This is a genomic window from Streptomyces sp. NPDC006384 (assembly GCF_042870695.1).
Classification (GTDB): Bacteria; Actinomycetota; Actinomycetes; order Streptomycetales; family Streptomycetaceae; genus Streptomyces.
This window is the reverse complement of record NZ_JBIAHR010000007.1, coordinates 70832-93825: the sequence shown is the minus strand read 5'-3', so window position 1 is coordinate 93825 and position 22994 is coordinate 70832. Positions and strand designations below refer to the sequence as shown.

18 protein-coding genes are annotated in these 22994 nt (G+C 71.8%); 10 read left to right on the top strand and 8 right to left on the bottom strand.

Annotated features, from left to right (window positions below; all coding sequences use genetic code 11):
• The first annotated feature begins 47 nt into the window (after positions 1-47).
• From ACFYOJ_RS11250 to ACFYOJ_RS11240, 3 genes are all read left to right on the top strand, one after another.
• Positions 48-1019: a DUF4349 domain-containing protein gene (locus ACFYOJ_RS11250; protein ID WP_356551663.1), complete on the top strand. Its 972-nt coding sequence runs from the start codon at positions 48-50 to the stop codon at positions 1017-1019.
• Between the two features lie 27 nt (positions 1020-1046).
• Positions 1047-2453 (top strand): FAD-dependent oxidoreductase, encoded by a 1407-nt coding sequence (locus ACFYOJ_RS11245; protein WP_356551662.1) that lies wholly within the window; start codon positions 1047-1049, stop codon positions 2451-2453.
• A gap of 93 nt (positions 2454-2546) precedes the next feature.
• The gene (locus tag ACFYOJ_RS11240) at positions 2547-3365 is read left to right on the top strand and encodes a rhomboid family intramembrane serine protease (protein ID WP_356551661.1); all 819 of its coding nucleotides are present in this window, start codon (positions 2547-2549) and stop codon (positions 3363-3365) included.
• A 7-nt stretch (positions 3366-3372) separates the two neighbouring features.
• On the opposite strand, the gene rfbB is transcribed toward ACFYOJ_RS11240, so the two are convergent.
• Positions 3373-4371: a dTDP-glucose 4,6-dehydratase gene (gene rfbB / locus ACFYOJ_RS11235; protein WP_356551660.1), complete on the bottom strand. Its 999-nt coding sequence runs from the start codon at positions 4369-4371 to the stop codon at positions 3373-3375.
• Between the two features lie 96 nt (positions 4372-4467).
• Between rfbB and ACFYOJ_RS11230 the strand changes: the two genes are divergently transcribed.
• Complete coding sequence (locus ACFYOJ_RS11230) at positions 4468-4890, top strand: hypothetical protein (RefSeq protein ID WP_356551658.1); 423 nt, start codon at positions 4468-4470, stop codon at positions 4888-4890.
• Between the two features lie 34 nt (positions 4891-4924).
• Here ACFYOJ_RS11230 and hemE read toward each other — a convergent pair whose 3' ends face one another.
• The gene (gene hemE / locus ACFYOJ_RS11225) at positions 4925-5992 is read right to left on the bottom strand and encodes a uroporphyrinogen decarboxylase (RefSeq protein WP_356551656.1); all 1068 of its coding nucleotides are present in this window, start codon (positions 5990-5992) and stop codon (positions 4925-4927) included.
• A 182-nt stretch (positions 5993-6174) separates the two neighbouring features.
• Here hemE and ACFYOJ_RS11220 point away from each other — a divergent pair, with 182 nt between their 5' ends.
• The 3 genes from ACFYOJ_RS11220 to ACFYOJ_RS11210 all read left to right on the top strand — a co-directional run bounded on the left by ACFYOJ_RS11220 (position 6175) and on the right by ACFYOJ_RS11210 (position 9357).
• Positions 6175-6852, top strand: coding sequence for a DUF3000 domain-containing protein (locus ACFYOJ_RS11220; RefSeq protein ID WP_356551655.1), 678 nt, complete (start codon positions 6175-6177; stop codon positions 6850-6852).
• A gap of 405 nt (positions 6853-7257) precedes the next feature.
• Positions 7258-7920 carry a response regulator transcription factor gene (locus ACFYOJ_RS11215; RefSeq protein WP_030249151.1) on the top strand — a complete coding sequence of 221 codons (663 nt, stop codon included), beginning with the start codon at positions 7258-7260 and terminating at the stop codon, positions 7918-7920.
• 144 nt (positions 7921-8064) lie between these two features.
• Positions 8065-9357, top strand: a complete 1293-nt coding sequence (locus tag ACFYOJ_RS11210) for a ribonuclease D (protein WP_356551652.1) — start codon at positions 8065-8067, stop codon at positions 9355-9357.
• Between the two features lie 180 nt (positions 9358-9537).
• Here the strand turns inward: ACFYOJ_RS11210 and ACFYOJ_RS11205 are convergent, their stop codons facing one another.
• Entirely contained in the window at positions 9538-9921 is a 384-nt protein-coding gene (locus ACFYOJ_RS11205; protein WP_356551651.1) for a helix-turn-helix domain-containing protein, read from the bottom strand.
• A 100-nt stretch (positions 9922-10021) separates the two neighbouring features.
• Between ACFYOJ_RS11205 and ACFYOJ_RS11200 the strand changes: the two genes are divergently transcribed.
• On the top strand, positions 10022-10423 hold the full coding sequence (locus ACFYOJ_RS11200) for a RidA family protein (RefSeq protein ID WP_356551649.1): 402 nt from the start codon (positions 10022-10024) through the stop codon (positions 10421-10423).
• A gap of 187 nt (positions 10424-10610) precedes the next feature.
• On the opposite strand, the gene ACFYOJ_RS11195 is transcribed toward ACFYOJ_RS11200, so the two are convergent.
• Positions 10611-12347: an acyl-CoA dehydrogenase family protein gene (locus tag ACFYOJ_RS11195; protein WP_356551902.1), complete on the bottom strand. Its 1737-nt coding sequence runs from the start codon at positions 12345-12347 to the stop codon at positions 10611-10613.
• 60 nt (positions 12348-12407) lie between these two features.
• Positions 12408-12968, bottom strand: coding sequence for a PadR family transcriptional regulator (locus ACFYOJ_RS11190; RefSeq protein ID WP_356551647.1), 561 nt, complete (start codon positions 12966-12968; stop codon positions 12408-12410).
• Between the two features lie 263 nt (positions 12969-13231).
• On the opposite strand from ACFYOJ_RS11190, the gene ACFYOJ_RS11185 reads away from it, so the two are divergent.
• Positions 13232-14449 carry an acetyl-CoA C-acyltransferase gene (locus ACFYOJ_RS11185; RefSeq protein ID WP_356551645.1) on the top strand — a complete coding sequence of 406 codons (1218 nt, stop codon included), beginning with the start codon at positions 13232-13234 and terminating at the stop codon, positions 14447-14449.
• Entirely contained in the window at positions 14446-16575 is a 2130-nt protein-coding gene (locus tag ACFYOJ_RS11180) for a 3-hydroxyacyl-CoA dehydrogenase NAD-binding domain-containing protein (protein ID WP_356551644.1), read from the top strand. The genes ACFYOJ_RS11185 and ACFYOJ_RS11180 overlap by 4 nt, the downstream gene beginning before the upstream one ends.
• A 54-nt stretch (positions 16576-16629) precedes the next feature.
• On the opposite strand, the gene ACFYOJ_RS11175 is transcribed toward ACFYOJ_RS11180, so the two are convergent.
• From ACFYOJ_RS11175 to ACFYOJ_RS11165, 3 genes are all read right to left on the bottom strand, one after another.
• Positions 16630-18018, bottom strand: a complete 1389-nt coding sequence (locus ACFYOJ_RS11175; RefSeq protein WP_356551642.1) for a GDSL-type esterase/lipase family protein — start codon at positions 18016-18018, stop codon at positions 16630-16632.
• Positions 18019-18053: 35 nt separating this feature from the next.
• On the bottom strand, positions 18054-20054 hold the full coding sequence (locus ACFYOJ_RS11170) for a PIG-L family deacetylase (RefSeq protein ID WP_356551640.1): 2001 nt from the start codon (positions 20052-20054) through the stop codon (positions 18054-18056).
• Positions 20055-20117: 63 nt separating this feature from the next.
• Entirely contained in the window at positions 20118-22994 is a 2877-nt protein-coding gene (locus ACFYOJ_RS11165; protein WP_356551638.1) for a stealth conserved region 3 domain-containing protein, read from the bottom strand.

The following is a 22994-nucleotide window of genomic DNA, read 5'->3' as shown; positions in this document are numbered from 1 at the left end:
ACAGGACAACGACAGGGAACGACAGCCGACACCGCCCCGGGGGCCCCGTGCGTACACCACCTTCTCCGCGAGCCGTTCCGGCCGCGGCCGCCGTCCTGCTGGCCGCGGCCCTCGCACTGACCGGATGCAGTTCCGGCGCCGACGACTCCGGCGCCGCGAACGGAGCCAAGGCGGAAGCCCCGGTGAGCGACGGCAAGGGCGCGGCGGGCGCGGGCGCGGACCGCGCCGGGAAGACCGCGCCGCCGAAGACCGCGGCGAGCCACGTCATCCGCACCGCCTCCCTGACGGTGCGGGTGAAGAACGTCCCCGAAGCCCTTCAGGAGGCACGCGACGCGGCCGAGAAGGCGGGCGGCTACGTCGGCGACGAGACCACCAGCCGGGACGAGGACGGCCACGAACGGACCCGGCTGGTCCTGCGCGTGCCCGTAGGCGCCTACGAGGGCGTCCTGGCCGAACTGGAGGGCGCAGGCGAACTCCTGGAGCGCAACGCGAAGGCCGAGGACGTCACCGACCAGGTCGTGGACGTGGAGAGCCGCATCGCCTCGCAGCGCGCCAGCGTGGCCCGCGTCCGCGAGCTGATGGACCGGGCCGAGAAGCTGAGCGACGTGGTGACGCTGGAGGGCGAACTGAGCTCCCGTCAGGCCGAGCTGGAGGCGCTGCTCGCCCGGCAGGCGTCGCTGAAGGATCGCACCGGCCTGGCCACCATCACCCTCTCCCTGTCCGAGACACCGGTGAGGCAGGAGGCCGCCGGGGACGACGACCCGGGGTTCCTGGACGCGCTGGCGGGCGGCTGGCACGCGTTCGTGACGATGCTGCGCTGGGTCGCGGTCGTGTGCGGCGCGATCCTGCCGTTCGCCGCGGTGGCGGCGCTGCTCGCGCTGCTGTGGCTGCGGGTCGTACGGCCCCGGCTGCCGCGCCGCCCGAAGACCCCGCCGGTGCCGACGGCGGTCGGCCCGCTGCCGGCGGCCCGGCCGGTCCCGGAGCACCCGCCCGCCGGAGGGACGGGCGAGCGGAACTGACCCGCGGCGCCCGCGTAGCGTGTCCCCATGAGCATGAGCGGCGCGAACAGGGCGGGCGGAACGCGGGAGCGGCTGGTCGTGATCGGCGGCGACGCCGCCGGGATGTCCGCGGCCTCGCAGGCACGCCGGCTGCGGGGCCCGGACGAGCTGGAGATCGTGGCGTTCGAACGCGGCCACTTCAGCTCGTTCTCGGCGTGCGGCATCCCGTACTGGGTCGGCGGCGACGTCGCCGGACGGGACGACCTCGTCGCCCGTACCCCCGAGGAGCACCGGGCGCGCGGCATCGACCTGCGGATGCGCACCGAGGTGACGGAGATCGACGTCGACGGCGGCCGGGTGCGCGCCCGCGACGTCGACTCGGGGGCCGAGAGCTGGACGCCGTACGACAAGCTCGTGATCGCGACCGGCGCCCGGCCGGTCCGCCCCGGCATGCCGGGGATCGACGCGCCCGGCGTGCACGGGGTGCAGACCCTCGACGACGGGCAGGCGCTGCTCGACACGCTGGACCGCACCCGGGGCCGGCACGCGGTGGTCGTCGGCGCCGGGTACATCGGCGTGGAGATGGCCGAGGCGCTCATCAGGCGCGGCTACGGGGTGACGGTCGTCAACCGCGGCCGGGAGCCGATGTCCACGCTCGACCCGGACATGGGCCGCCTGGTGCACGAGGCGATGGAGGGCCTCGGCATCACCATGGTGAACGACGCCGAGGTCACCGGGGTGCTCACCGGGGACGACGGCCGGGTCCGGGCGGTGGCCACCGCGGACGCCGAGTACCCGGCGGACGTGGTGGTGCTCGGCATCGGTGTGCGCCCCGAGACCTCGCTCGCCGCCGCGGCCGGCCTGCCGCTCGGCGCCCACGGCGGGCTGCTGACCGACCTGGCCATGCGGGTGCGCGGCCACGAGAACATCTGGGCCGGCGGCGACTGCGTGGAGGTGCTCGACCTGGTCTCCGGGCAGGAGCGCCACATCCCGCTCGGCACGCACGCCAACAAGCACGGGCAGGTCATCGGCACCAACGCGGGCGGCGGTTACGCCACCTTCCCGGGCGTGGTCGGCACCGCGGTCAGCAAGGTGTGCGACCTGGAGATCGCGCGGACCGGGCTGCGCGAGAAGGACGCGCTGCGGGCGGGGCTGCGGTTCGTGTCCGTCACCGTGGAGTCGACCAGCCGCGCCGGTTACTACCCGGGCGCCTCGCCCATGACGGTGAAGATGCTGGCCGAGCGGCGCACCGGGCGGCTGCTCGGGGTGCAGATCGTCGGCCGCGAGGGCGCGGGCAAGCGGGTCGACGTCGCCGCGGTGGCCCTCACGGCCGGGATGACGGTGGAGCGGATGACGGCCCTGGACCTGGGCTACGCGCCGCCGTTCTCCCCGGTGTGGGACCCCGTGCTGGTGGCGGCCCGCAAGGCGGCGAGGGCGGTGGAGCAGCACCGCTGAGGCCCGCTTGCCCCGCGCCGTCCCGCAGACCCGGACGGGGGGCGTTCGGCGGGCGCGCCGATTCACCGTCCGTCAGGCGGGCAGTAGTGACCCGTGGTCATCCCCGTCCATGACGTGAACCCGGCGCGCCGCACGCCCTGGGTGACGTACGCCCTGATCCTCGCGAACGTCCTGGTCTTCCTGTTCACCCCCGGCATGACCGGTTCGGTGACGGGCGAGGGCGGTCTCGCGCAGATGTGCCGTCTCCAGGCCTTCCTGGACCAGTACGCGGCGGTGCCGCAGGAGCTGCTGCACCACAGGATGCCCAGGCTGGTGCCGACCGGCGAGACCGGGATCGGCCCGCAGGGGCCGGGCTGCGTGATCGGTCCGCCGGACTACGACAAGTCCCCCGAGCTGAGTGTCCTGACGGCGATGTTCCTGCACGGCGGCTGGCTGCACCTGCTGGGCAACATGCTCTTCCTGTGGATCTTCGGCAACAACGTCGAGGACCGCCTGGGCCACCTGCGCTACCTGCTCTTCTACGGCGTGTGCGGCTACGCGGCGACGTACGGCTTCGCCCTCCTCGACAGCGACTCCGGCTCCCCTCTGATCGGCGCGTCGGGCGCGATCGCCGGGGTGCTCGGCGCCTACCTGGTGCTGTACCCGAGGGCCCGTGTCTGGGTCCTCGTCCCCTTCCTGATCTTCCTGCCCCTGCGGCTGCCGGCCTGGATCGTGCTGGGCTTCTGGTTCGGGCTGCAGGCGGTCTACTCGTCCGGCGCGGCCGTCTCCGACGCGGGTACCGTGGCCTATGCGGCGCACGTGGTCGGTTTCCTGGCCGGCATGCTGATCGCCCTGCCGCTGCGGCCCGGCACCCCTCCCCCGCCGGAGCCACCCGGTCTCCTCTTCGGCCGCCGCGCGCGGCCGGGCTGGTGACCGCCTCTCACCAGGCTTCCTCGGCCACGGGACTGCGTTCCCTGAGCGGTTCCCACCAGTCGCGGTTGTCGGCGTACCAGCGGATCGTCTTCCGCACGCCCTCCTCGAAGGGGATCCGCGGCCGCCATCCCAGTTCGCGGCCGATCCGCCCGGAGTCCAGCAGGTAACGGCGGTCGTGGCCCGGCCGGTCGGGGACCCGCCGCTTCAGCGTGTGCGGCAGTCCCAGTTCGTCCAGTACGAGGTCGGCCAGCTGCTCCACGCTGGCCTCGACGCCCGTTCCGACGTGGTAGGTCTCCCCCACCCGGCCCTCGAGCAGCACCGTCTCCACGGCCCGGCAGTGGTCGAGGACGTGGATCCACTCGCGCCGGTTCTCGCTCGACTCGTACAGCGGCAGCGGCCGGCCGTCCAGCGCACGGGTGGTGAACAGGGGCAGCACCTTCTCCGGGAACTGGTGGCTGCCGTAGTTGTTGGCGCAGTTGGTGAGGGTGACGGGCAGGCCGAACGTCTCGTGGTAGGCGCGTACGGCGTGGTCGGCCGCGGCCTTGCTGGCGTTGTAGGGGGTGCGGGGCCGGTAGGGGCTGGCCTCGGTGAAGCTCTCCGTGGAGCGCAGCGACAGGTCGCCGTAGACCTCACAGGTCGATATGTGGTGGAAGCGTTCCACCCCCGCCCGCCGGCAGGCCTCCAGGAGGGTCTGCGTGCCGAGCACGTTGGTGCGGAAGAACCGCCCGGGGTCGAGCACGGCGAGGCTGTTGTGGGACTCCGCGGCGAAGTTGACCACCGTCTCCACCCGGTGCTCCTCGAGGAGCCGCCGCACCAGCGGGGCGTCACCGATGTCGCCGTGCACGAAGACGATGTCGTCGCGTACGTCGGCGAGGCTGGTGAGGGTGCCCGCGTAGGTCAGGGCGTCCAGTGCCACCACGGTGTCCCCGGGGTGCTGCCCGAGCCAGTACCGCACGAAGTGCGAGCCGATGAAGCCCGCGGCGCCGGTCACGAGGAGAGAGGTCATGGCATCCACGCTAACCAGTGCCCCGACGTGCTCTCCCGGGCGGCGGTCGCCGGTGGGTAGGCTCCGGGGCGGACATGTCGACGGGCTGGGGGGACGATGACGGCGGGGGACGGCGCGGTGCTGGACGAGGGCCGGATCAAGCATCTGGAACTGATCCAGATGATCGTGGCCCGGATGGGCAACAACTCGTTCCTGATCAAGGGCTGGTCGCTGACCGTCACCGGCGCGCTGCTCGCGTTCGCCGTCCGCAGCAACGACCGGGCCGTCGCCCTGGTCGGCCTGCTGCCGGTCCTGGCGTTCTGGCTCCTGGACGCCTACTTCATGTACCGGGAGCGCCTCTACCGGCGCCTGTACGACCGGGTGCGGCGCCCGGAGGCGGCGGTGGAGCCGTTCGCCATGGACGTGGAGCCGGGCCGGGAGCGCGCGGGAGTGGTGAGAGCGGCGCTCTCCCCCACTCCCGCGTGCTTCTACGGGGGTCTGCTGCTGGCCCAGGTGTTCGCCCAGCTGCTCGCCGCCTGACGCCTGACCGGGAGGCGGCGCGGGGCGTCCGGACTCAGCGCGCGGTCTGCGTGTGGACGTACTCCACGAGCCGGGTCAGCGCGTCCGGGTCGGTGGACGGCAGGACGCCGTGGCCGAGGTTGAACACGTGGCCCTCCAGGCCGGCCGCCGCGTCCAGGACCTCGCGCGCCTTGGCCTCGACCGCCTCGGCCGGCGCGAAGAGGACGGCGGGGTCCAGGTTGCCCTGGAGCGCCTTGCCGGGGCCGACGCGGCGGGCGGCCTCGTCCAGCGGGACGCGCCAGTCGACGCCGACGACGTCCGCGCCGGCCTCGCCCAGGTCGCCGAGGAGCTCGCCGGTGCCGACGCCGAAGTGGATGCGCGGCACGCCGTACCCGGCGACGGCGTCGAAGACCTTGCGGGAGGCGGGCTGCACGAAGCGGCGGTAGTCCGCGGGGGCGAGGGCGCCGACCCAGGAGTCGAAGAGCTGGACGGCGCTCGCGCCCGCCTCGATCTGCACCTTCAGGAAGGCGGCCGTGATGTCGGCGAGCCGGTCCAGCAGGTCGGCCCACAGCCCGGGGTCGCCGTACATGAGCGCCTTGGTGTGCTCGTGGTTGCGGGACGGGCCGCCCTCCACGAGGTAGCTGGCGAGGGTGAAGGGGGCGCCCGCGAAGCCGATCAGCGGGGTGGCGCCGAGCTCGCGGGTGAGCAGGCCGTACGCCTCGGTGACGTAGGAGACGTCCTCGGGGGTCAGGTCGCGCAGCCGGGCGAGGTCCTCGCGGGTGCGGACCGGCTGCTCGACGACCGGGCCGACGCCCGGCTTGATGTCGAGGTCGATGCCGATGGCCTTGAGCGGGACGACGATGTCGCTGAAGAAGATCGCCGCGTCCACACCGTGCCGGCGCACCGGCTGGAGGGTGATCTCGGCGACCAGTTCCGGCCGCATGCAGGACTCGAGCATCGGGATGCCCTCGCGCACCTTGCGGTACTCCGGCAGGGAGCGGCCGGCCTGTCGCATGAACCACACGGGCGTGTGCGGCACCGGCTCACGCCGGCACGCCTTGAGGAAGGCGGAGTCGTACGTGGCGGTCGGCTGCTTGCCCGCGGGGCTCTGGTTGGCACTCACACGGCAAGTCTCGCATGCCCTCCGAACGGGCCCCGACCTCGGGTGCGGGCACCTCGGAGCGGGGCGCGCACCCCGTTCCCGAGCCCCGGCGCGCCCCCTCGGCACGGCGTGATCCGGACATCGCACCCGCGCGCGGGTGTCTCTCCCTGCGTCGCGGCGCCGTTCCGCTTAATCTTCCCGGCATGGCTGCGGCTCAGGGACGACTGTCGGACGACGCTGGCGGAATGGACGAACCGAAGGGTGCCGGGGAGGGCGTGCGGCAACCGGGCGGCGGGGCACCGCCCGCGTTCACGGCCGCCGTCGACGCGCTGCGGGCCGCGCGGCTGCGCCCGCAGGTCGAGGTGGAGGCGACGCGCGCGCCGCAGCGGCTCGCCCCGTACGCCTACGCGCTGGAGGCCGCGGTCGTCGACGGCGAGGAGGACCTGGCCGACGGGCGTCTGGTGCTGCTGCACGACCCGGCGGGTCACGACGCCTGGCGGGGCACCTTCCGTCTGGTGACGCTGGTCCGGGCCGAACTGGAACCGGAGATGGCGGCGGACCCGCTGCTGCCGGACGTGTGCTGGTCCTGGCTCACCGGCGCCCTCCAGGCCCGCGGCCTGGCCTACGGCGAGCCCAGCGGCACGGTCACGCGGGCGAGTTCCCACTACTTCGGCGGGCTGTCGGCGCGCCCGCCGGCCTCGCAGATCGAGATCCGGGCGTCCTGGACGCCCCGCGAGGGCCTGGGCGGGGTGCCCGACACCGCGGCCCATCTCGCCTCGTGGTGCGATCTGCTGGCCCAGGTCGCGGGTCTGCCCCCGGCCGGCCCGGGCGACGCCTCGATCGTCACGCTGCCGCAGCGGCGCGGCCCGCAGTCGCGCTAGCGGCTCCGTCCGCCGGGCCGCACCCCTGACACGGGGCCCGGCGCTCCCCTCCCCTTCCCGGGGCGGGAGCGCCGGGCCCCTTTTCTCATGCCCCGCCCCGGTGTCCACCACGTCCGCGGCCACACCTCTCTCCACGCGTGCAGGATCATCGGACGGTACGCACGGACTCCGTCGGTCACTTTGTCGATACGGCCACTTTCGGCCCCGTATCGACACAGACTGAAACCGTTCGATCTTCGAATGATCGACCGCGTGTCCGAATTGCTCGGATTGTTACTCACTAGATCGTGATCATCCTCTAAAGGCGGACGCACCCGGTGCCGAAGACGACTGTGACCTTGAAAGCACGGTTCGTCCCGGCTTCGCCCCCAGGAGCCGGTCCCGTCCCGCACCCCAGGAGGCCTGGTGTCCGTTCTCCTCGAGCAGCCCGCAAGCCTGGTCGCCTACCGCCCGAACAAGCCGACCGCCATGGTGGTCGTGGCCGACCCGCGCGTCCGATCCACCGTCACCCGCCATCTGTGGGCGCTCGGTGTGCGCGATGTCATCGAGGCCTCGTCCGTCGCGGAGGCTCGTCCCCGCATCGGCAACCCCCGCGACATCTGCGTCGCAGACGTCCACCTCCCCGACGGCTCCGGTCTGACCCTCCTGTCGGAGACCCGCGCGGCGGGCTGGCCCAACGGCCTCGCCCTGTCCGCCGCCGACGACATCGGCGCCGTACGCAACGCCCTCGCCGGCGGAGTCAAGGGCTACGTCGTCACCGGCACCCGCACCAACATCGGGCTCCCCACCCGGCCCGGTGCCGCCCCCATCGGCGCCGCCGCCGCCCGACTGCACCGCCGCCCCCCGGGTGCCCCGAGCCACCCGGGCGGCTACCGCGAGCTCTCCGGCCGCGAGGTCGAGGTGCTGCGGCTGGTCGCGGAGGGCCAGTCGAACAAGGCGATCGGCGTCTCCATGGGCCTGTCCGCACTGACCGTCAAGAGCCACCTGGCCCGCATCGCCCGCAAGCTCGGCACGGGCGACCGCGCCGGGATGGTGGCGGTGGCCCTGCGGACCGGCATCATCCACTGACCACTCGTACCCGACCGCTCCCCCGCCCCCCTCCCCCGCCGTGCACTCCGTCCCTCCCTGACCCGACCGGTGCACGACCCACCCGCGCCCGCCGACGGAACGTTCCGTCGGCGGGCGCGGCGCATACACCGATACCCTTGTCCGGTGACCGACGCCCACGAAACCGCAGCAGACCGTCCCCTGCGAACCACCGGAGGCGCTCCTCCGGACGACGCCGGATCTTCTGCGATGCAGGCGCCGACCCCCTTGCTCGAACCACGCGAAGGCGTTCCGCCGGTGATCGCCGACGCCGCCGCCCTCGCCGAGGTGACCGCCGCCTTCGCCGCCGGCCGCGGCCCCGTCGCCGTCGACGCCGAGCGCGCCTCCGGTTACCGCTACGGCCAGCGTGCCTACCTGGTGCAGCTGCGCCGCCAGGGCGCGGGCACCGCGCTCGTCGACCCCGTGGCCTGCCCCGACCTCTCGGAGCTGGGCGCGGCGATCGCCGACGCCGAATGGGTGCTGCACGCCGCCACCCAGGACCTGCCCTGTCTGCGGGACATAGGGATGGTGCCCGCCCGCATCTTCGACACCGAGCTGGCCGGCCGGCTCGCCGGTTTCCCCCGGGTCGGCCTCGGCGCGATGGTCGAGAACGTGCTGGGCTTCGTCCTGGAGAAGGGCCACTCCGCCGTCGACTGGTCCACCCGCCCGCTGCCCGAGCCCTGGCTGCGCTACGCCGCGCTCGACGTCGAGCTCCTGGTCGACCTGCGCGACGCGCTGGAGAAGGAGCTGGACCGGCAGGGCAAGCTGGACTGGGCCCGGCAGGAGTTCGACGCGATCGCCTCGGCCCCGCCGCCCGAGCCCCGCAAGGACCCCTGGCGCCGCACCTCCGGCATGCACAAGGTGCGGCGGCGCCGGCAGCTCGCCGTCGTGCGGGAGCTGTGGCAGACCCGGGACCGCATCGCGCAGCGCCGGGACGTCTCGCCGGGCAAGGTGCTCGGTGACGCCGCCATCGTCGAGGCGGCGCTCGCGCTGCCGCCCAACGCGCACGCGCTCGCCGCGCTCAGCGGCTTCGGGCGGGTGAACCGCCGTCAGCTGGAGCAGTGGCAGGCCGCGGTCGACCGGGCGAAGGCCCTGCCCGAGTCGCAGCTGCCGCAGCCGGGCCAGCCGGTGACCGGTCCCCCGCCGCCGCGCGCCTGGGCGGACAAGGACCCGGCCGCCGCGGCCCGCCTCGCGGCGGCGAAGGCGGGCGTGGGCGAGCTCGCCGAGCGACTGAACATGCCCCAGGAGAATCTGATCACTCCGGACACGGTTCGCAGGGTGTGCTGGGAGCCTCCCGCGGTCGTGGGCCCGGAGTCCGTGGCCTCCGCGCTCGCGGCGTACGGGGCTCGGGCGTGGCAGGTGGAACAGGTCACCCCGGTGCTGGTGGAGGCGCTGTCGGCGACGGCACCCGGGAAGTGATCTCCGGTGCCGTCCCGACGGCACCGGACACCGACGGCGCCCCCGGCCCCACGGCCGTGCGGGCTCACCGGCACGCCGCCGGGCGTGTGAGGGGGTGCCCTCCCGGGAGAACCCGCCGAACGGTGATGTCCCGCGTCCGCGTGCCCCGCACACGGCGGAAAGCGCGTTGCCGTGTGCCGGTCAGTCGTCGAAGCGGCGGCGCGCGCTCTCGATGTGACCGAGGTACTGGTGGGTCCAGCCGCAGATGGCGTCGACCGTGGTCCGCAGTGCCCGGCCCGGCTCGGTGAGGGTGTACTCCACCTTCGGCGGCACGGTGGGGTGCACCTTCCGGTCGACCAGGCCGTTGCGTTCCAGCATGCGCAGATTCTGGGTGAGCATCTTGTGGCTGATGCCCTCGACCTCGCCCCGCAGTTCGCCGAAGCGCAGGGTGCGCTCACCGAGCGCCTCGATGATCAGCAACGCCCACTTGTTGGCGACGTCCGAGAAGATCTCCCGTGCCAGCGAGTCCGCGCGCCTCAGATCGGCGTCCTCGGGCAGGTTCTTGAGCAGTTGCTTGGTCACCATAAGGTTCCCCAGTCACCGAAAAGTGCGTTCTTCCAGGTCAGGCGTCACTCTCCTACAGTTCCTGAGTAACCACAAGAGAGCAGATCAGAAAGGCGCTCCCATGACCGTCATCGATGTCTTCCACCACGGCGTGCCGGCCGAGGACGACTTCGGCTATTCGCAGGCGATCAAGTCCGGCGAGCTGATCCACGTCTCCGGACAGCTCTCGCTCGACGACGCGGGCGAGTTCCTCCACGCGGGCGACTTCACCGCCCAGCTGGAGCGGACCTACGCCAACATGGACAAGATCCTGGACCACTACGGCGCCACCCGGAACCAGGTCGTCTCGCAGACCTTGTACGTGGTGGACCTGCGGCAGAACGCCGCGGCGACGGCGAAGGGCAATCTCGCGTACTTCGGCGACCACCGTCCGGCCAGCACGGTCGTCGGTGTCACCGCGCTGACCTTCCCCGGCCAGCTCGTCGAGATCAGCCTCGTCGTCGACACGAAGCTGCCCGCCTGAACCACCCCCCGGCAGGAGGCTGATCCCCCACCGGGCGCTGACCGCTCGGCGATCGAGCGCCCGGTGCGTCGGGGAGGAAAGGGGCGGTGAGGCCGTCGGGGGCGGGGAAGGCTGCCGGGCGGGTGCGGCTCCGTCGTGGCCGGTCGCACGTTCCCCGCGCCCCTCGGGCGGGCCGCAGAAGCCGGAACTACGGCTTCATCTCGTATGCGCCCGACAGCGCCTCGACGCGCTCCCACACCCGCTGCGAGCGGGACTCGTCGGCGGACGGGCGGCGGAGGGCGCCCAGGGCCCACGTCTGCTGGGCCTCGGTCGCCGAGTCCTTGCCGTGCAGCTCCACCGCGTGGGCGGAGAAGTCGCGGATCAGGACGGCGAAGAGTTCGTCCAGCACGTCCTCGTCGAGGGCGGTCAGGCGCGCCTGCTCCAGGATCAGCTGGCCGTGCACCACCAGGGCGAACAGCTGGCCGACGGCGAGCAGCAGGTCGAGGTCGCGGCTCTGCTCCTCGCCGGGGGCGGCCGTGGTGACGAACTCGCACAGGGCGTCCGCCTGTTCGCGGAAGCGGGCGACGTTCGGCAGGTGGGCGAAGGCGTCGTAGGCGGTGCGCCAGTCGTGGAAGCGTACGGAGCCCAGGCCGCGGGCCGGTCCCTGCCGGAAGAGGAACGCGTCGTCGGCCGCGTCGAGGCGGGCCGGCACGGGCGCGTACTCGGCCGGGGCCAGCAGATGGTTGCGCATGAACTTGAGGATCAGCGCGAGATTGACGTGGACCGTTCCCTCCAGCTTCGGCAGGCTCCGGATCTCGACGGCGGCCTGCGCGAAGTAGTTGTCCTTCTCGAAGCCCTTGGCGGCGATGACGTCCCACATCAGGTCGATGACCTTCTCGCCCTCGGTGGTCACCTTCATCTTCGTCATCGGGTTGAAGAGCAGGTAGCGGCGGTCGTCGGGCCCGGCGGAGCGGAAGTAGTCGACGGCGCGGTCGCTGAACAGCTTCATGCCGACGAGCCTGACGTACGCGTCGGTCAGCTCCCGGCGCACGTGCGGGAAGGCGGTGACGGGGCGCCCGTAGAGGATGCGGTTGTGGGCGTGGGTGACCGCCTCGTACATCGCGTGCTCGCAGATGCCGATGGAGGCGGTGCACAGGTTGAACTTGCCGACGTTGACGGTGTTGAGCGCGGCGTCGAAGGCGGCGCGGCCGGTGTGCAGGACGTCCTCGGGGCGGACCGGGTAGTTCTCCAGGCGGAACTCGCTGACGTACTTGGAGGAGTCGACGACGTTCTTCACCAGGTGGTACGACGGGTGGCGGCTGTCGGCGGCGAAGAAGACGTAGCCGTCGGGGCCCTCGATGTCGGTGCGGCGGCCGAAGACGGAGACGAGGCCGGCCGCGTTGCCGTTGCCGATGTAGTACTTGGAGCCGGTCGCGCGAAAGCCGCCGTCGCCGTCGGGCTCCAGCAGCATGTCGGTGGAGTAGATGTCGGCGCCGTGCGCCTTCTCGGACAGGCCGAAGGCGAACACCTCGCCCTGGTCGAGGAGTTCGGCGGCGCGGGTGCGGGCGGCGGCGTTGTCGCTCTGCCAGACCGGGCCGAGGCCGAGGATGGTGACCTGCCAGGCGTACCAGTAGTCGAGGCCGTAGAAGCCGAGGATCTCGTTGAGGGCGGCGATCCGGGCGGTGTCCCAGCGCTTGTCCCCGCTCTGCCCGCCGTCCTGTCCAGCGGCGGCGGAGGCCGGGGTGAGGAAGGTCGCGAAGAGGCCCTCCTTCGCGGCGAAGGCGAGGAAGTCCGCCGGCCAGGCACGGGAGCGGTAGTCCTCGATCAGCCTGCGCTTGCCGCGGTCCTCGAACCAGTCGACGGTGGCGCGCAGCAGCCGCCGGGTCTCGGGGTCGAAGTGGGCCGGGTCGTAGGTGCGCGGGTTGAACACCAGCGGGTCCGTCATCGTCGTCATCGCCTTTCCGGCGTGGGGGTCGAGGGTGAGGGTGGAGAACAGGCGGGCGGGTCAGCGCCCGGTGGGGCCGAGGCGGCGGAGCGTGGCCAGGACGTCGTCGAGCCAGGCGAGGGTCATCCGCTCGTAGGCGATGCCGCCGCGCAGCACGACGTGCTGGAGTTCGCGTCCGGCGTCGGGCCCGGCCGGCGCCTGTGGGCCGGTGAAGTCGCGGTGCTCCCCGGCGAGGTAGTGCGCGAGCCGTTCGCTGTGCACCGTGTGATGACGCTCGACCTCGGCGATCAGTGCGGCCGGGTCGTCGAACGCGGCGCCGCGGATCTTCACGGCGAGGTCGTGCCGGATGCTCTCCGGCTCGATCGGCTCGTGCAGCCACCGGGCCAGGGCGTCGCGTCCGGCGGCGGAGACGGAGTACTCCTTCTTGTCCGGGCGGCCCTCCTGCGGCACCTCGCGCACATCGACCCAGCCGTCGCTCTCCATGCGTTTGAGCACGCGGTAGATCTGCTGGTGGGTGGCGGTCCAGAAGTATCCGATGGACCGCTCGAAGCGCCGGGACAGCTCATAGCCGGAGCCCGGCTTCTCCAGCAGGGAGACGAGGATCGCGTGGTCGAGGGCCATGCGCCGATGCTGCTATGCAACTCGTTGCATAGGCAAGAATGTCTTTCCCGGTGAGACACGGCTCACCCGCAGTGACACCCCGCGGATCCACGCAGGAGCCGCACACCGGTACGGCCCGGCGCCCCCTTCGGGGCCCGCACCGGACCGGCGCCTTCCGTGTGACCTTCGCCGCTCGCCGCCCCAGGGCTGGGCAGCTACGTTACCCATAAGTAGCATGGTGCTTAAGCAAGCGCTCAGCATCCCGTACCTGGAGGAGAGCCATCGTGCCTCGTACCGTCAGGGACGTCGTCTTCGTAGACGGCGTCCGCACCCCGTTCGGCAAGGCGGGCCCGAAGGGCATCTACCACGAGACCCGCGCCGACGACCTGGTCGTGAAGGCGATCCGGGAGCTGCTGCGCCGCAATCCCGGTCTCGACCCGAAGAAGATCGACGAGGTCGCCGTCGCCGCGACCACGCAGATCGGCGACCAGGGCCTGACCATCGGCCGCACCGCCGGCATCCTGGCGGGCCTGCCCACCTCGGTCCCGGGCTACTCCATCGACCGCATGTGCGCGGGCGCCCTGACCGCCGTCACCACGGTGGCCGGCTCGGTCGCCTTCGGCGCGTACGACGTCGCCATCGCGGGCGGTGTCGAGCACATGGGCCGCCACCCGATGGGCGAGGGCGTCGACCCGAACCCGCGGTTCGTCAGCGAGAAGCTGGTCGACGAGTCCGCCCTGTTCATGGGCATGACCGCGGAGAACCTGCACGACCGCTACCCGTCGATCACCAAGCTGCGCGCCGACGAGTACGCCGTGCGCTCGCAGGAGAAGGCCGCCAAGGCGTACGCCGACGGCAAGATCCAGGCCGACCTGGTGCCGGTCTCGGTGCGCCGCACCAACCCCGAGGGCGGCGAGACGGGCTGGGGCCTGGTCACCGCCGACGAGCCGATGCGCCCGGGCACCACGCTGGAGAACCTGGCGAACCTGAAGACGCCGTTCCGCGTCCACGGCCGGGTCACCGCGGGCAACGCGGCCGGTCTGAACGACGGCGCCACCGCGTCGATCATCGCGAGCGAGGACTTCGCCCGCGAGAACGGCCTGCCGGTCAAGATGCGTCTGGTCTCGTACGCCTTCGCCGGCGTCGAGCCGGAGGTCATGGGCTACGGCCCGATCCCCGCCACGGAGAAGGCCCTCGCGCAGGCGGGCCTGTCGATCTCCGACATCGGCCTGTTCGAGATCAACGAGGCCTTCGCCGTCCAGGTCCTCGCCTTCCTGGAGCACTACGGCATCGCCGACGACGACGCCCGCGTCAACCAGTACGGCGGCGCCATCGCCTTCGGCCACCCGCTGGCCTCCTCCGGCGTCCGTCTGATGACGCAGCTGGCCCGCCAGTTCGAGGAGCAGCCGCACGTCCGCTACGGCCTGACCACCATGTGCGTCGGCTTCGGCATGGGCGCGACGGTCATCTGGGAGAACCCGAACTTCGAGGGGGACAAGTGAGCACCACCGCAGAGCTGCTGAAGGGTGCGGCCGAGCTGTTCCCCGGCGAGGTCGTCACGCAGGCGCACGTACGCCACTTCGACCTGCCGCTGGGCGCGGGGCGCTTCGCCCTGATCACCCTGGACAACGGCCACGACCACACCAAGCCGACCACGCTCGGCCCGCAGTCGCTGGCGAACATCGACGCCGCGATCGACCGGGTCGAGAAGGAGGCCGCGGACGGCGACATCGTCGGCGTCGGCGTCACCGGCAAGCCGTTCGTCTTCGCGGTCGGCGCCGACCTCAAGGGCGTCGAGCTGCTGAAGCGGCACGAGGACGCGCTGGCCATCGGCAAGGGCGGCCACGACGTCTTCAAGCGCCTGGCGAAGCTGGCCGTGCCGACCTTCGCGTACTACAACGGCGCCGCCATGGGCGGCGGCGTGGAGATCGGCCTGCACTGCACCTACCGCACGGTGTCCGCGGCGCTCCCCGCCTTCTCCCTGCCCGAGGTCTTCCTCGGCCTGGTCCCCGGCTGGGGCGGCTGCACGCTGCTGCCGAACCTGATCGGCGCCGACAAGGCCGTCTCGGTCATCATCGAGAACAGCCTCAACCAGAACAAGCAGCTCAAGGGCAAGCAGGTCCACGAGCTGGGCATCGCGGACGCGATCTTCGAGGGCGCGGACTTCCTGGAGCAGTCGCTGGCCTGGACGGCGTCCGTCCTCAAGGGCGAGATCGCCGTCGAGCGCCCGGTGATCGACCGCGGCGAGGCCTGGGACCAGGCGGTCGCACGCGGCCGCTTCGTCGCCGACTCCAAGGTGCACGGCGCGGCCCCGGCCGCCTACCGCGCGCTGGACATCATCGCCGCCGCCAAGAACGGCGACCTCCAGCAGGGCTACGACGCCGAGGACCAGGCGCTGGCCGACCTGATCATGGGCGGCGAGCTGCGCTCCGGCATCTACGCCTTCAACCTGGTGCAGAAGCGCGCCAAGCGTCCCGCCGGCGCCCCGGACAAGTCGCTGGCCCGCCCGGTCACCAAGGTGGGCGTCGTCGGCGCCGGCCTGATGGCCAGCCAGCTCGCGCTGCTCTTCCTGCGCCGCCTGGAGGTGCCGGTCGTCCTGACCGACATCGACCAGGAGCGCGTCGACAAGGGTGTGGGCTACGTCCACGCCGAGATCGACAAGCTGCTCGGCAAGGGCCGTATCAACCAGGACAAGGCCAACCGCCTCAAGGCGCTGGTGACCGGTGTCCTGGACAAGGCCGAGGGCTTCGCGGACGCGGACTTCGTCATCGAGGCCGTGTTCGAGGAGATGGGCGTCAAGCAGAAGGTGTTCGCGGAGGTCGAGGCGGTCGCCCCGGCGCACGCGATCCTCGCGACGAACACCTCGTCCCTCTCCGTGACGGAGATGGCGTCGAAGCTGAAGCACCCCGAGCGGGTCGTCGGCTTCCACTTCTTCAACCCGGTCGCGGTCCTCCCGCTGCTGGAGATCGTCCGCGGCGAGAAGACCGACGACGCGTCGCTCGCGACGGCGTTCGGCGTCGCCAAGAAGCTGAAGAAGACCGCGGTCCTGGTCAAGGACGCCCCGGCGTTCGTCGTGAACCGCATCCTGACCCGCTTCATGGGCGAGATCCAGAACGTCATCGACGAGGGCACGCCGGTCGCGGTGGCGGAGAAGGCGGTCGAGCCGCTCGGCCTGCCGATGTCGCCGCTGGTCCTGCTGGAGCTGGTCGGCCCGGCGATCGGCCTGCACGTCTCCGAGACGCTCAACAAGGCGTTCCCGGACCGCTTCACGGTCTCCCCGAACCTCAAGGCGGTCGTCGAGGCGGGCAAGCGCGGCTTCTACGTCTACGACAGCGGCAAGCCCGAGCTGGACCCGGAGGTCGCCGCGCTCCTCAAGCAGGGCGACACCGTCCTGACGGAGGAGCAGGTCCGCGCCCGCGTCCTGGACGCGGTGGCCCAGGAGATCGGCCTGATGCTCGACGAGGGCGTCGTCGCCGAGGCGCAGGACATCGACCTGTGCCTGATCACCGGCGCCGGCTGGCCCTTCCACCTGGGCGGCATCACGCCGTACCTGGACCGCGAGGGCGTCTCCGAGCGGGTGAACGGCAAGCGGTTCCTCGAGCCGGGGGTGGCGTCGGTTCCGGCGTAGTGTTCCGGCACACGTGAGGAGGGCCTCCGCGGGGTGCGGGGGCCCTCTTCGGCGTCACCAGGCGGGCATCGCCGGATAGTGGTCGCAGGCACCGGAGCAGGATTCACGGGACGCCAGCGACGTGTGCAGCCAGTTGTCCTCGGGGATGCCGTGGACACGCAGCGTCAGGGAGACGGACGCCGAGCGGATGGCGCTGAACACCGCGACGAACTCGACCTCGTAGGTGCCGGGCCGCCAGTCGTGGGCGTGCGTGACCCGCCAGGTGCCGTCCTCCTGGACCGGGGCCTCGGCGATCAGCCTGCCCTGCTCCAGAACCATGACCTTCTCCGTTCCCCTGGACGCCTTGCCGGAGAAACGGGGGCGCGGACCGCACCAGGCGTTCGGACGCGGGCCGATCACCTCGGGCGGGTCGAGGCGGTCGAGGACGTGGAAGTCCGTCACCGACCGTTGCGAGACGTTGTTCGCCATGACGCCGAGCACCTCGACGGTGTGCGGACCGGCCGGCCAGTTCACCACCCGGCGCCACTGCCACCCGCCGGAGGCGGAGACGGTGGTGCCCCCGAGGTACCTGCCCTGTTCGTAGAAGAGCACGTAATCGGTACCGGCGGGTGCCTTCCCGGTCATCCTGCGGGCGGCGCCGACGAGTTCGCCGGGGGCGGGCGAGGCGAAGACGGGCGCTTCCGGCACGCTCGGTGCCATGGTGAGGGCGAGTTCGGGGTTGCTCACGGTGAACTCGGCGAGCACCGACGGCATCGTGCCCGGCGCCAGACTCTGCGAGTCGACCAGGTCCCGGGGCAGTTCCGCCGTGTCGAGGAGGCACATCGCGAGCCGGCGGGCCACCTCGCGGGCTCCCTCCTCGTTGAAGTGACTGGCGTCGACGATGCCTTCCGGGTGGTTCGGGTGCTCCCCCGGGTCCAGCCAGCGGTAGAGGCGGCGGGCCCGTGTGGGGCCGAGCTCGGCGAGCATGGCCGTCGTGAAGACGGTCATGTCGAGCAGGGGGGTGCCGGTCTCCGCGGCGGCCTGCCGGGTGAGTTCCGGGTAACCGTCGTGGGTGTCGAGTACGTTCCCCGCCTCGTCGAAGGCGCAGCGGGCGGCCGGGGTGACCAGGACCGGGACGGCGCCCTCCGCGCGGATCGCGTCGGTGTACAGGCGCAGGTACTCCCTGTACTCGCGCGGTCCGTGGTAGCGGTTGAGCTGATTGATGCGCTGCTCGACGGTGCCGAAGGCGACGAGCACCAGGTCGCCGGGGGCGAGCGTGGTGAGGAGGGTGGCGAACCGCTCGGTGTAGTAGCCGCGCAGCGTCATCGCGTCACGGGCGTAGTTGCGTACTTCGTACCCCCCGTTCAGGAACTCGCCGAGGTACTGTCCCCAGCCCGCCAGCGGCGCTTCCTCCGCGGTACGCGACGCGGCCACCGAGTTGCCGATGATGCAGAACTTCTTCATGTCTTCCTCACTCCTCCCGGTCGGCGGGGACCGGATCACACCACGGTCATGGGTCCGAAACCGCTGGTGACGTCCGGTGCGTTCTGCCGCATCACCCTCAGCCGGGAGTCCGTGCCCAGCACCGCCACCACGACACGGCCCGCCTGGTCCAGGGCGAGGGCCGGCGGCCGGGCCGCGAGGACGTCGTACTCGACCCACTCCGGTGCCGGCGTCCGGTCAGCGGTGTCGAAGACGGCGACGCTGAGGCGGTTGCGCGCGTCGCGGCGGGCGAGGACGACGGAGTCGCGCCGGTCGGTGAGCTGCCGCAGCGCCGCGACACGGCCGGTTCCCCCGTGCCCGCCGAGCCGTTCGACGCGCTCGTTCCACCGTCCGTCCGGCCGCTGCCGTACGCACAGCACCTCGCCGGACTCCTCCTCGCGGTAGAACACCGCCATCCGGGAGCGGCCGATCTGCAGCGGGGTCAGGCCGCCGACAGGCCGCCAGGCGTCCTGGTCGGCCGCGGTCACACCGTCCTGCAGCTTGTAAGGGCCGTAGACGTCGTCCTGGTACCAGTGCACGCCGCCGGTGCGGTTGGCGGCGAACAGCTGGATGCGTCCGGTGGACTTCAGCACGGCGGTCAGGCAGTCCTGCATGCCCCGACCGCCCAGATCCTCCCAGGCACCCCAGCCCTCACCGGTCTCCCGGCGGGCGCTGACACCGGACCCGAAATTGCGCAGGAACACGTGCAGCCGGCCCGAGGGGTCGACCACCGCCTCCGGAACACCGACCTCCCGGCAGCGACGCCAGTCCTGGGAACGCTCGTTGGGGTTGCCGACGCTCTCCCAGGGGGTCGCCGAGCCGGTGTGCGCCTGCCGCCACATCCGCACGGCCTCCACATCCACCCGGCCGTCCGGTCCGGAGGTACGGCGCATGCCGACCAGGTGCACCCCGCCGGTACGGTCCGGGGCCACGGACAGCGCCGGGGTCAGCCCGGTGCCGGGCAGGAGGGCCGGGCGGCCCCACCCGCCGCCGGGTTCGTTCTCGGTCCAGACCGCCAGTCTCCCGCCGAGCACCGCGTAGGCGGCGAGCCGGCCGTCGGCCTGCAGGTGGAGCCAGTCGGTACCGCCCTCGTACCGGGGCCGGGTGCTCCAGCCGTAGCGGCGGATGTCGGAGCCGTCCGACAACTGCCTGTCACCGCAGTAGCGGTGGTGGCAGTCGTGACCGTCGGCGGACGTGTACACCTCGATGACACGCTTCTTCTCGTCCCAGGCGTGTTCCGTGAGGTTGCTGGGCCACAGCTTGTTGCCGTAGCCGACGCAGTGATCCACGAGCGGGGGCACGCCTCCCTCGGAGACGTACTGCTCCAGGGCGGCCAGCGCGAACTGTGCCGTCGCGGTGTGGTCCTGGTGGTCGCTGGAGGTGGGGCCGCGCTGCTCGTCCCAGGCGGTGTGCCACGGGTCCGGGTCCATGGTCCAGAACTGGGTGGGCCGTGTGTAGTGGAGCAACTCGGCCAGCGAGCGCAGCAGTGTGTCCCGGCCGATCTCCTGGGGCGTGCGCAGCGGTGACTCGGCGGCGATCAGGGTGGGCTGGACGACCGCCTGGCCGGTCCACAGCGTGGCCAGCCGGGCCGGTGGCACATCGGCGGGGAAACCGTGGTCGGGGTCGGCCATACGCAGTCCGAAGAAGAACAGCTGCACGTGGGGCGCGGCCAGCAAGGTGGAGCGCTCCGCGATCACACCGGTGGAGAAGGAGACGACGTCGCGGGCCCACTCGCTGTCGCGCTTGCCCGTCACCATGACGGCGTAGGCGGCGCGCAGCCCGTGCTGCCGTGCTTCCGCGTACCCCTCGTAGTCCGGCGGGCTCTCCAGCCGGTGGGGATCGCGGGTGTCGATGTTGCGTCCGTCGGCCTCCGCCGCCGTCAGGTAGACGCTGGTGACCTGGTGGCCCGCCTCCAGCGCGCGCTGCAGGTCGGGGTTGATGAAGTACAGGTCGTCGTCCGGGTGCGCGAGGACCTGGACCAGTGATGCGTGCGACGTGGTGCCTTCAGCGGAGTGCATGACGGTTTCCCCTCGGGTGCGGACGGGCGTGCGGACGCCGGTGCGGGTCCCCGGCTGTCCGCGTCACAGCGGCCAGCCGGGCAACCGGCCCGCGTGGGCGAGCTGGTTGCGCTGCGAGCCGGTCTCGAACTGGCTCGGCACCGGGAAGTAGCTGGGCAGGAACGCGGAGAGAATGGCGTCCTGCTCGTCCTCGGGGACGTCTCCGTCGTGGTAGTCGTTCAGGCAGAACACGTCGTGCGGACGCACGCTGAGGATGCGGTTGAGGCGGGAGGCGTGGTCGCTCAGGCCGACGTTGACGAAGCCGCAGGAGATGCTGCCGGGGACGCTGCGCAGGGTGTGGAAGCCGAAGTAGTGGTGCAGGGAGGAGGCCACCGAGACGTCGCTGTGGCTGCGCAGCCGGTTGTGCGCGGTGGTCGCCACGGCGTGCTGGTAGTGCTGCTCGATGTCGGCCAGGACGCTGCGCCGCAGCGGGTGCGGAGCGTGCAGGAAGGAGTGCACGAGCGTCTGCCCGAAGGACTGCTCGATCAGCGTCCGGTTGTTCTTGGCGGCACTGATGTTGAACTCGTCCTCGTAGGAGGGCGGGGCCATCGGCACGGCGGTGGGCGACATGAAGTGCTTGGCCTGACCGTTGCCGAGGAAGAACATGCCGGGCGTCAGCGTCCGTCCGACGAAGACGTCGTCGTTGAAGTACAGGAAGTGCTCGGCCAGTCCGTCGATGTGGTGCAGCTGGCTCTCGATGGCGTGCGAGTTGTAGGTGGGCAGCGCACCACGGTTGCCGAAGATCTCCGTGTGGTCCACGACCCGCACCCGCGGGTGGGACAGGTCCAGCCAGTGCGGCACCTGCTGGTCGGTGACGAGGTAGATGTTGCGGATCCAGGGGGCGTACATGTCGATGGAGCGCAGCGAGTACCGCAGTTCGTCCCGGTCCCGGAAGCGTGCCGCGCTGGTCGCCGCGTCCTCGGTCTCCATGCCCATGGCGGCCAGTACGGCGTTCTTGCGTTCCAGCCATGCGACGTCGGCACCGTTCACCCACGTGTAGACGGCGTCCACGGGGAAGGGGATGTCTCCGTGCAGCACCTGCTGGAAGGCGCTGATCGTCGGGTACTGACGGTTGCCGAGCACGAGGGGGGCCCGGTAGAGGGCCTTGCTGGGGACCCGGTCGCCGATCAGGGTGCGGGCGGGTGCCTTGAGATGGGACTGGGTCTCGTCGTCGGGGTCGACGTCCCAGAAGGAGACCGTGCATCCGTAGACGGCCCCGAGGCGCAGGATGTTCGAGTGGGAGACGACGGTCTGGTACACCCGCACTCCGGAGGAGGGGGTGCCGGCGTACGGCGCCACGAGGCCGGCCAGGACGGTGGCCACCGTCTGCTGCCCCTCGTTCAGTACGGCGGCGTACACCGCCTCCCGCGCGAACCGGTCGGACAGTGCCTTGAACACCGCCTCGCGGTACACGGCGTGCACCGCCACGGTGTGCCTCACGAGGTTGTCGCGCACGACCAGGTAGGGGATGTCGGCGCCCTCGAGAGCGTCCGCCACCAGGGACAGGTTGCGCTGGACGATGTCCCACGGGGACTCCCAGTCCAGCAGGCGGCAGACCTGTCCGCCGGACTTCACCAGCCCGCGCTGCTTGAGCAGCTGCTGTTCCAGAGCCCGCTGGTCCGAGGTGCGCACGGTGGTGGCGGGTGCCGGCGCGGCGGCGGGGACGATGCCATCGGCGTCGCTGTAGTAGGCGTGCATGGCCTGACGCGCGGCCTTGGCCGCGGTGCGGCGGCCGCTGTCGCGTTCGGCGACCAGTTCGTGGAAGATCCGCTCCCAGGCGGCGGTCACCACGCCGGGCGAGAAGCGGTTGACGGACGCGAGGGCCGCGGCGCCCATCCGCTGCCGCAGGTGGGTGTCCTGGATCAGGTGCATCAGGGCCGACGCGAGGGCGTCGGTGTCACCGGGCGGGACGAGGATGCCGGTCTGCCCGTCGATGACCACTTCGCGGGGCCCGTTGGGCGAGTCGTAGGAGACCACCGGCACGCCGGCCGCGTGCGCCTCGGCGAGCACCAGGCCGAACGCCTCGTTGCGCGAGGTGAGGGTGGCGATGCTGGCCTTGGCCCACTCCTCCGCCAGGTGCCTGGAGTTGCCGTTGAGCTGGACGCAGTCGTGCAGTCCGAGCATGTCGATCTGCCGGCGCAGGGCGCCGCTGAGCGGTCCGTCGCCGAAGATCCGCAGCTGCCAGTCGGGGTGGTGGCGGGCGACGGTGGCCCAGGCGGTCACGGCGTGGTCGATCTGCTTCTCGGCGACGAGCCGCCCGGCGATGACCACGGTGCGGGTCTGCAGGGTGGAGCGGGGCCGGAAGCCGCTGGGCAGGGCGTTGGGGACGACTTCGAGACGGGGCGCGGCGTCACCGAGGGTCTCGGCGAACCAGTCCCGGGTGCGTTCGCTGAGCACGGCCAGCGCGTCCAGCCGGGCCGCGTACCGGCGCAGCGGTTCCCCGCTGGTGCCGCGCAGTTCGGAGACCCGGTGTTCCTGGTGGACCGTGATGACGTGCGCCGGTGCCAGCTGGACGGCCAGCGCCATCAGGGCCGGGGTGGTGGTGACCAGGACGTCGGTGTCCGTGTCCTGGAGGGCGATTTCGAGTTCCAGGTCGGAGAGCCGGTTGAAGGCCGATTCCCAGGACCGGTCGACGATCTGGCTGGGCTGTGCGGCCAGAGCGGGCCACACCGAGTCGTCGATGCCGGCGGCGCGCAGGGGGCGGGGGGCGGCGTAGGTCAGGTCGATCAGGTAGTCGACCCGGACCCGTTCGTGCGGGGTGAAGAACTGTTCGGTCTTGCTCTTGAAGACGCTGAGCACCCGCACGTCGTGGCGGGCGGCCAGTTCGGACGCCTGGTTGAACACCGCCCGTTCGGTGCCGCCGACCGCGTCGGCCGTGGTCAGCAGGAAAGTGATCTTCAT

Bases quoted from the DNA above. Each gene is read 5' to 3' on its own strand.
- ACFYOJ_RS11245 (WP_356551662.1), top strand. From the start codon at position 1,047: ATGAGCATGAGCGGCGCGAACAGGGCGGGCGGAACGCGGGAGCGGCTG.
- rfbB (WP_356551660.1), bottom strand. From the start codon at position 4,371: ATGACCTCTCTCCTCGTGACCGGCGCCGCGGGCTTCATCGGCTCGCAC.
- ACFYOJ_RS11230 (WP_356551658.1), top strand. From the start codon at position 4,468: ATGACGGCGGGGGACGGCGCGGTGCTGGACGAGGGCCGGATCAAGCAT.
- ACFYOJ_RS11220 (WP_356551655.1), top strand. From the start codon at position 6,175: ATGGCTGCGGCTCAGGGACGACTGTCGGACGACGCTGGCGGAATGGAC.
- ACFYOJ_RS11205 (WP_356551651.1), bottom strand. From the start codon at position 9,921: ATGGTGACCAAGCAACTGCTCAAGAACCTGCCCGAGGACGCCGATCTG.
- ACFYOJ_RS11200 (WP_356551649.1), top strand. From the start codon at position 10,022: ATGACCGTCATCGATGTCTTCCACCACGGCGTGCCGGCCGAGGACGAC.
- ACFYOJ_RS11195 (WP_356551902.1), bottom strand. From the start codon at position 12,347: ATGACGGACCCGCTGGTGTTCAACCCGCGCACCTACGACCCGGCCCAC.
- ACFYOJ_RS11190 (WP_356551647.1), bottom strand. From the start codon at position 12,968: ATGGCCCTCGACCACGCGATCCTCGTCTCCCTGCTGGAGAAGCCGGGC.
- ACFYOJ_RS11175 (WP_356551642.1), bottom strand. From the start codon at position 18,018: ATGAAGAAGTTCTGCATCATCGGCAACTCGGTGGCCGCGTCGCGTACC.
- ACFYOJ_RS11170 (WP_356551640.1), bottom strand. From the start codon at position 20,054: ATGCACTCCGCTGAAGGCACCACGTCGCACGCATCACTGGTCCAGGTC.
- ACFYOJ_RS11165 (WP_356551638.1), bottom strand. From the start codon at position 22,994: ATGAAGATCACTTTCCTGCTGACCACGGCCGACGCGGTCGGCGGCACC.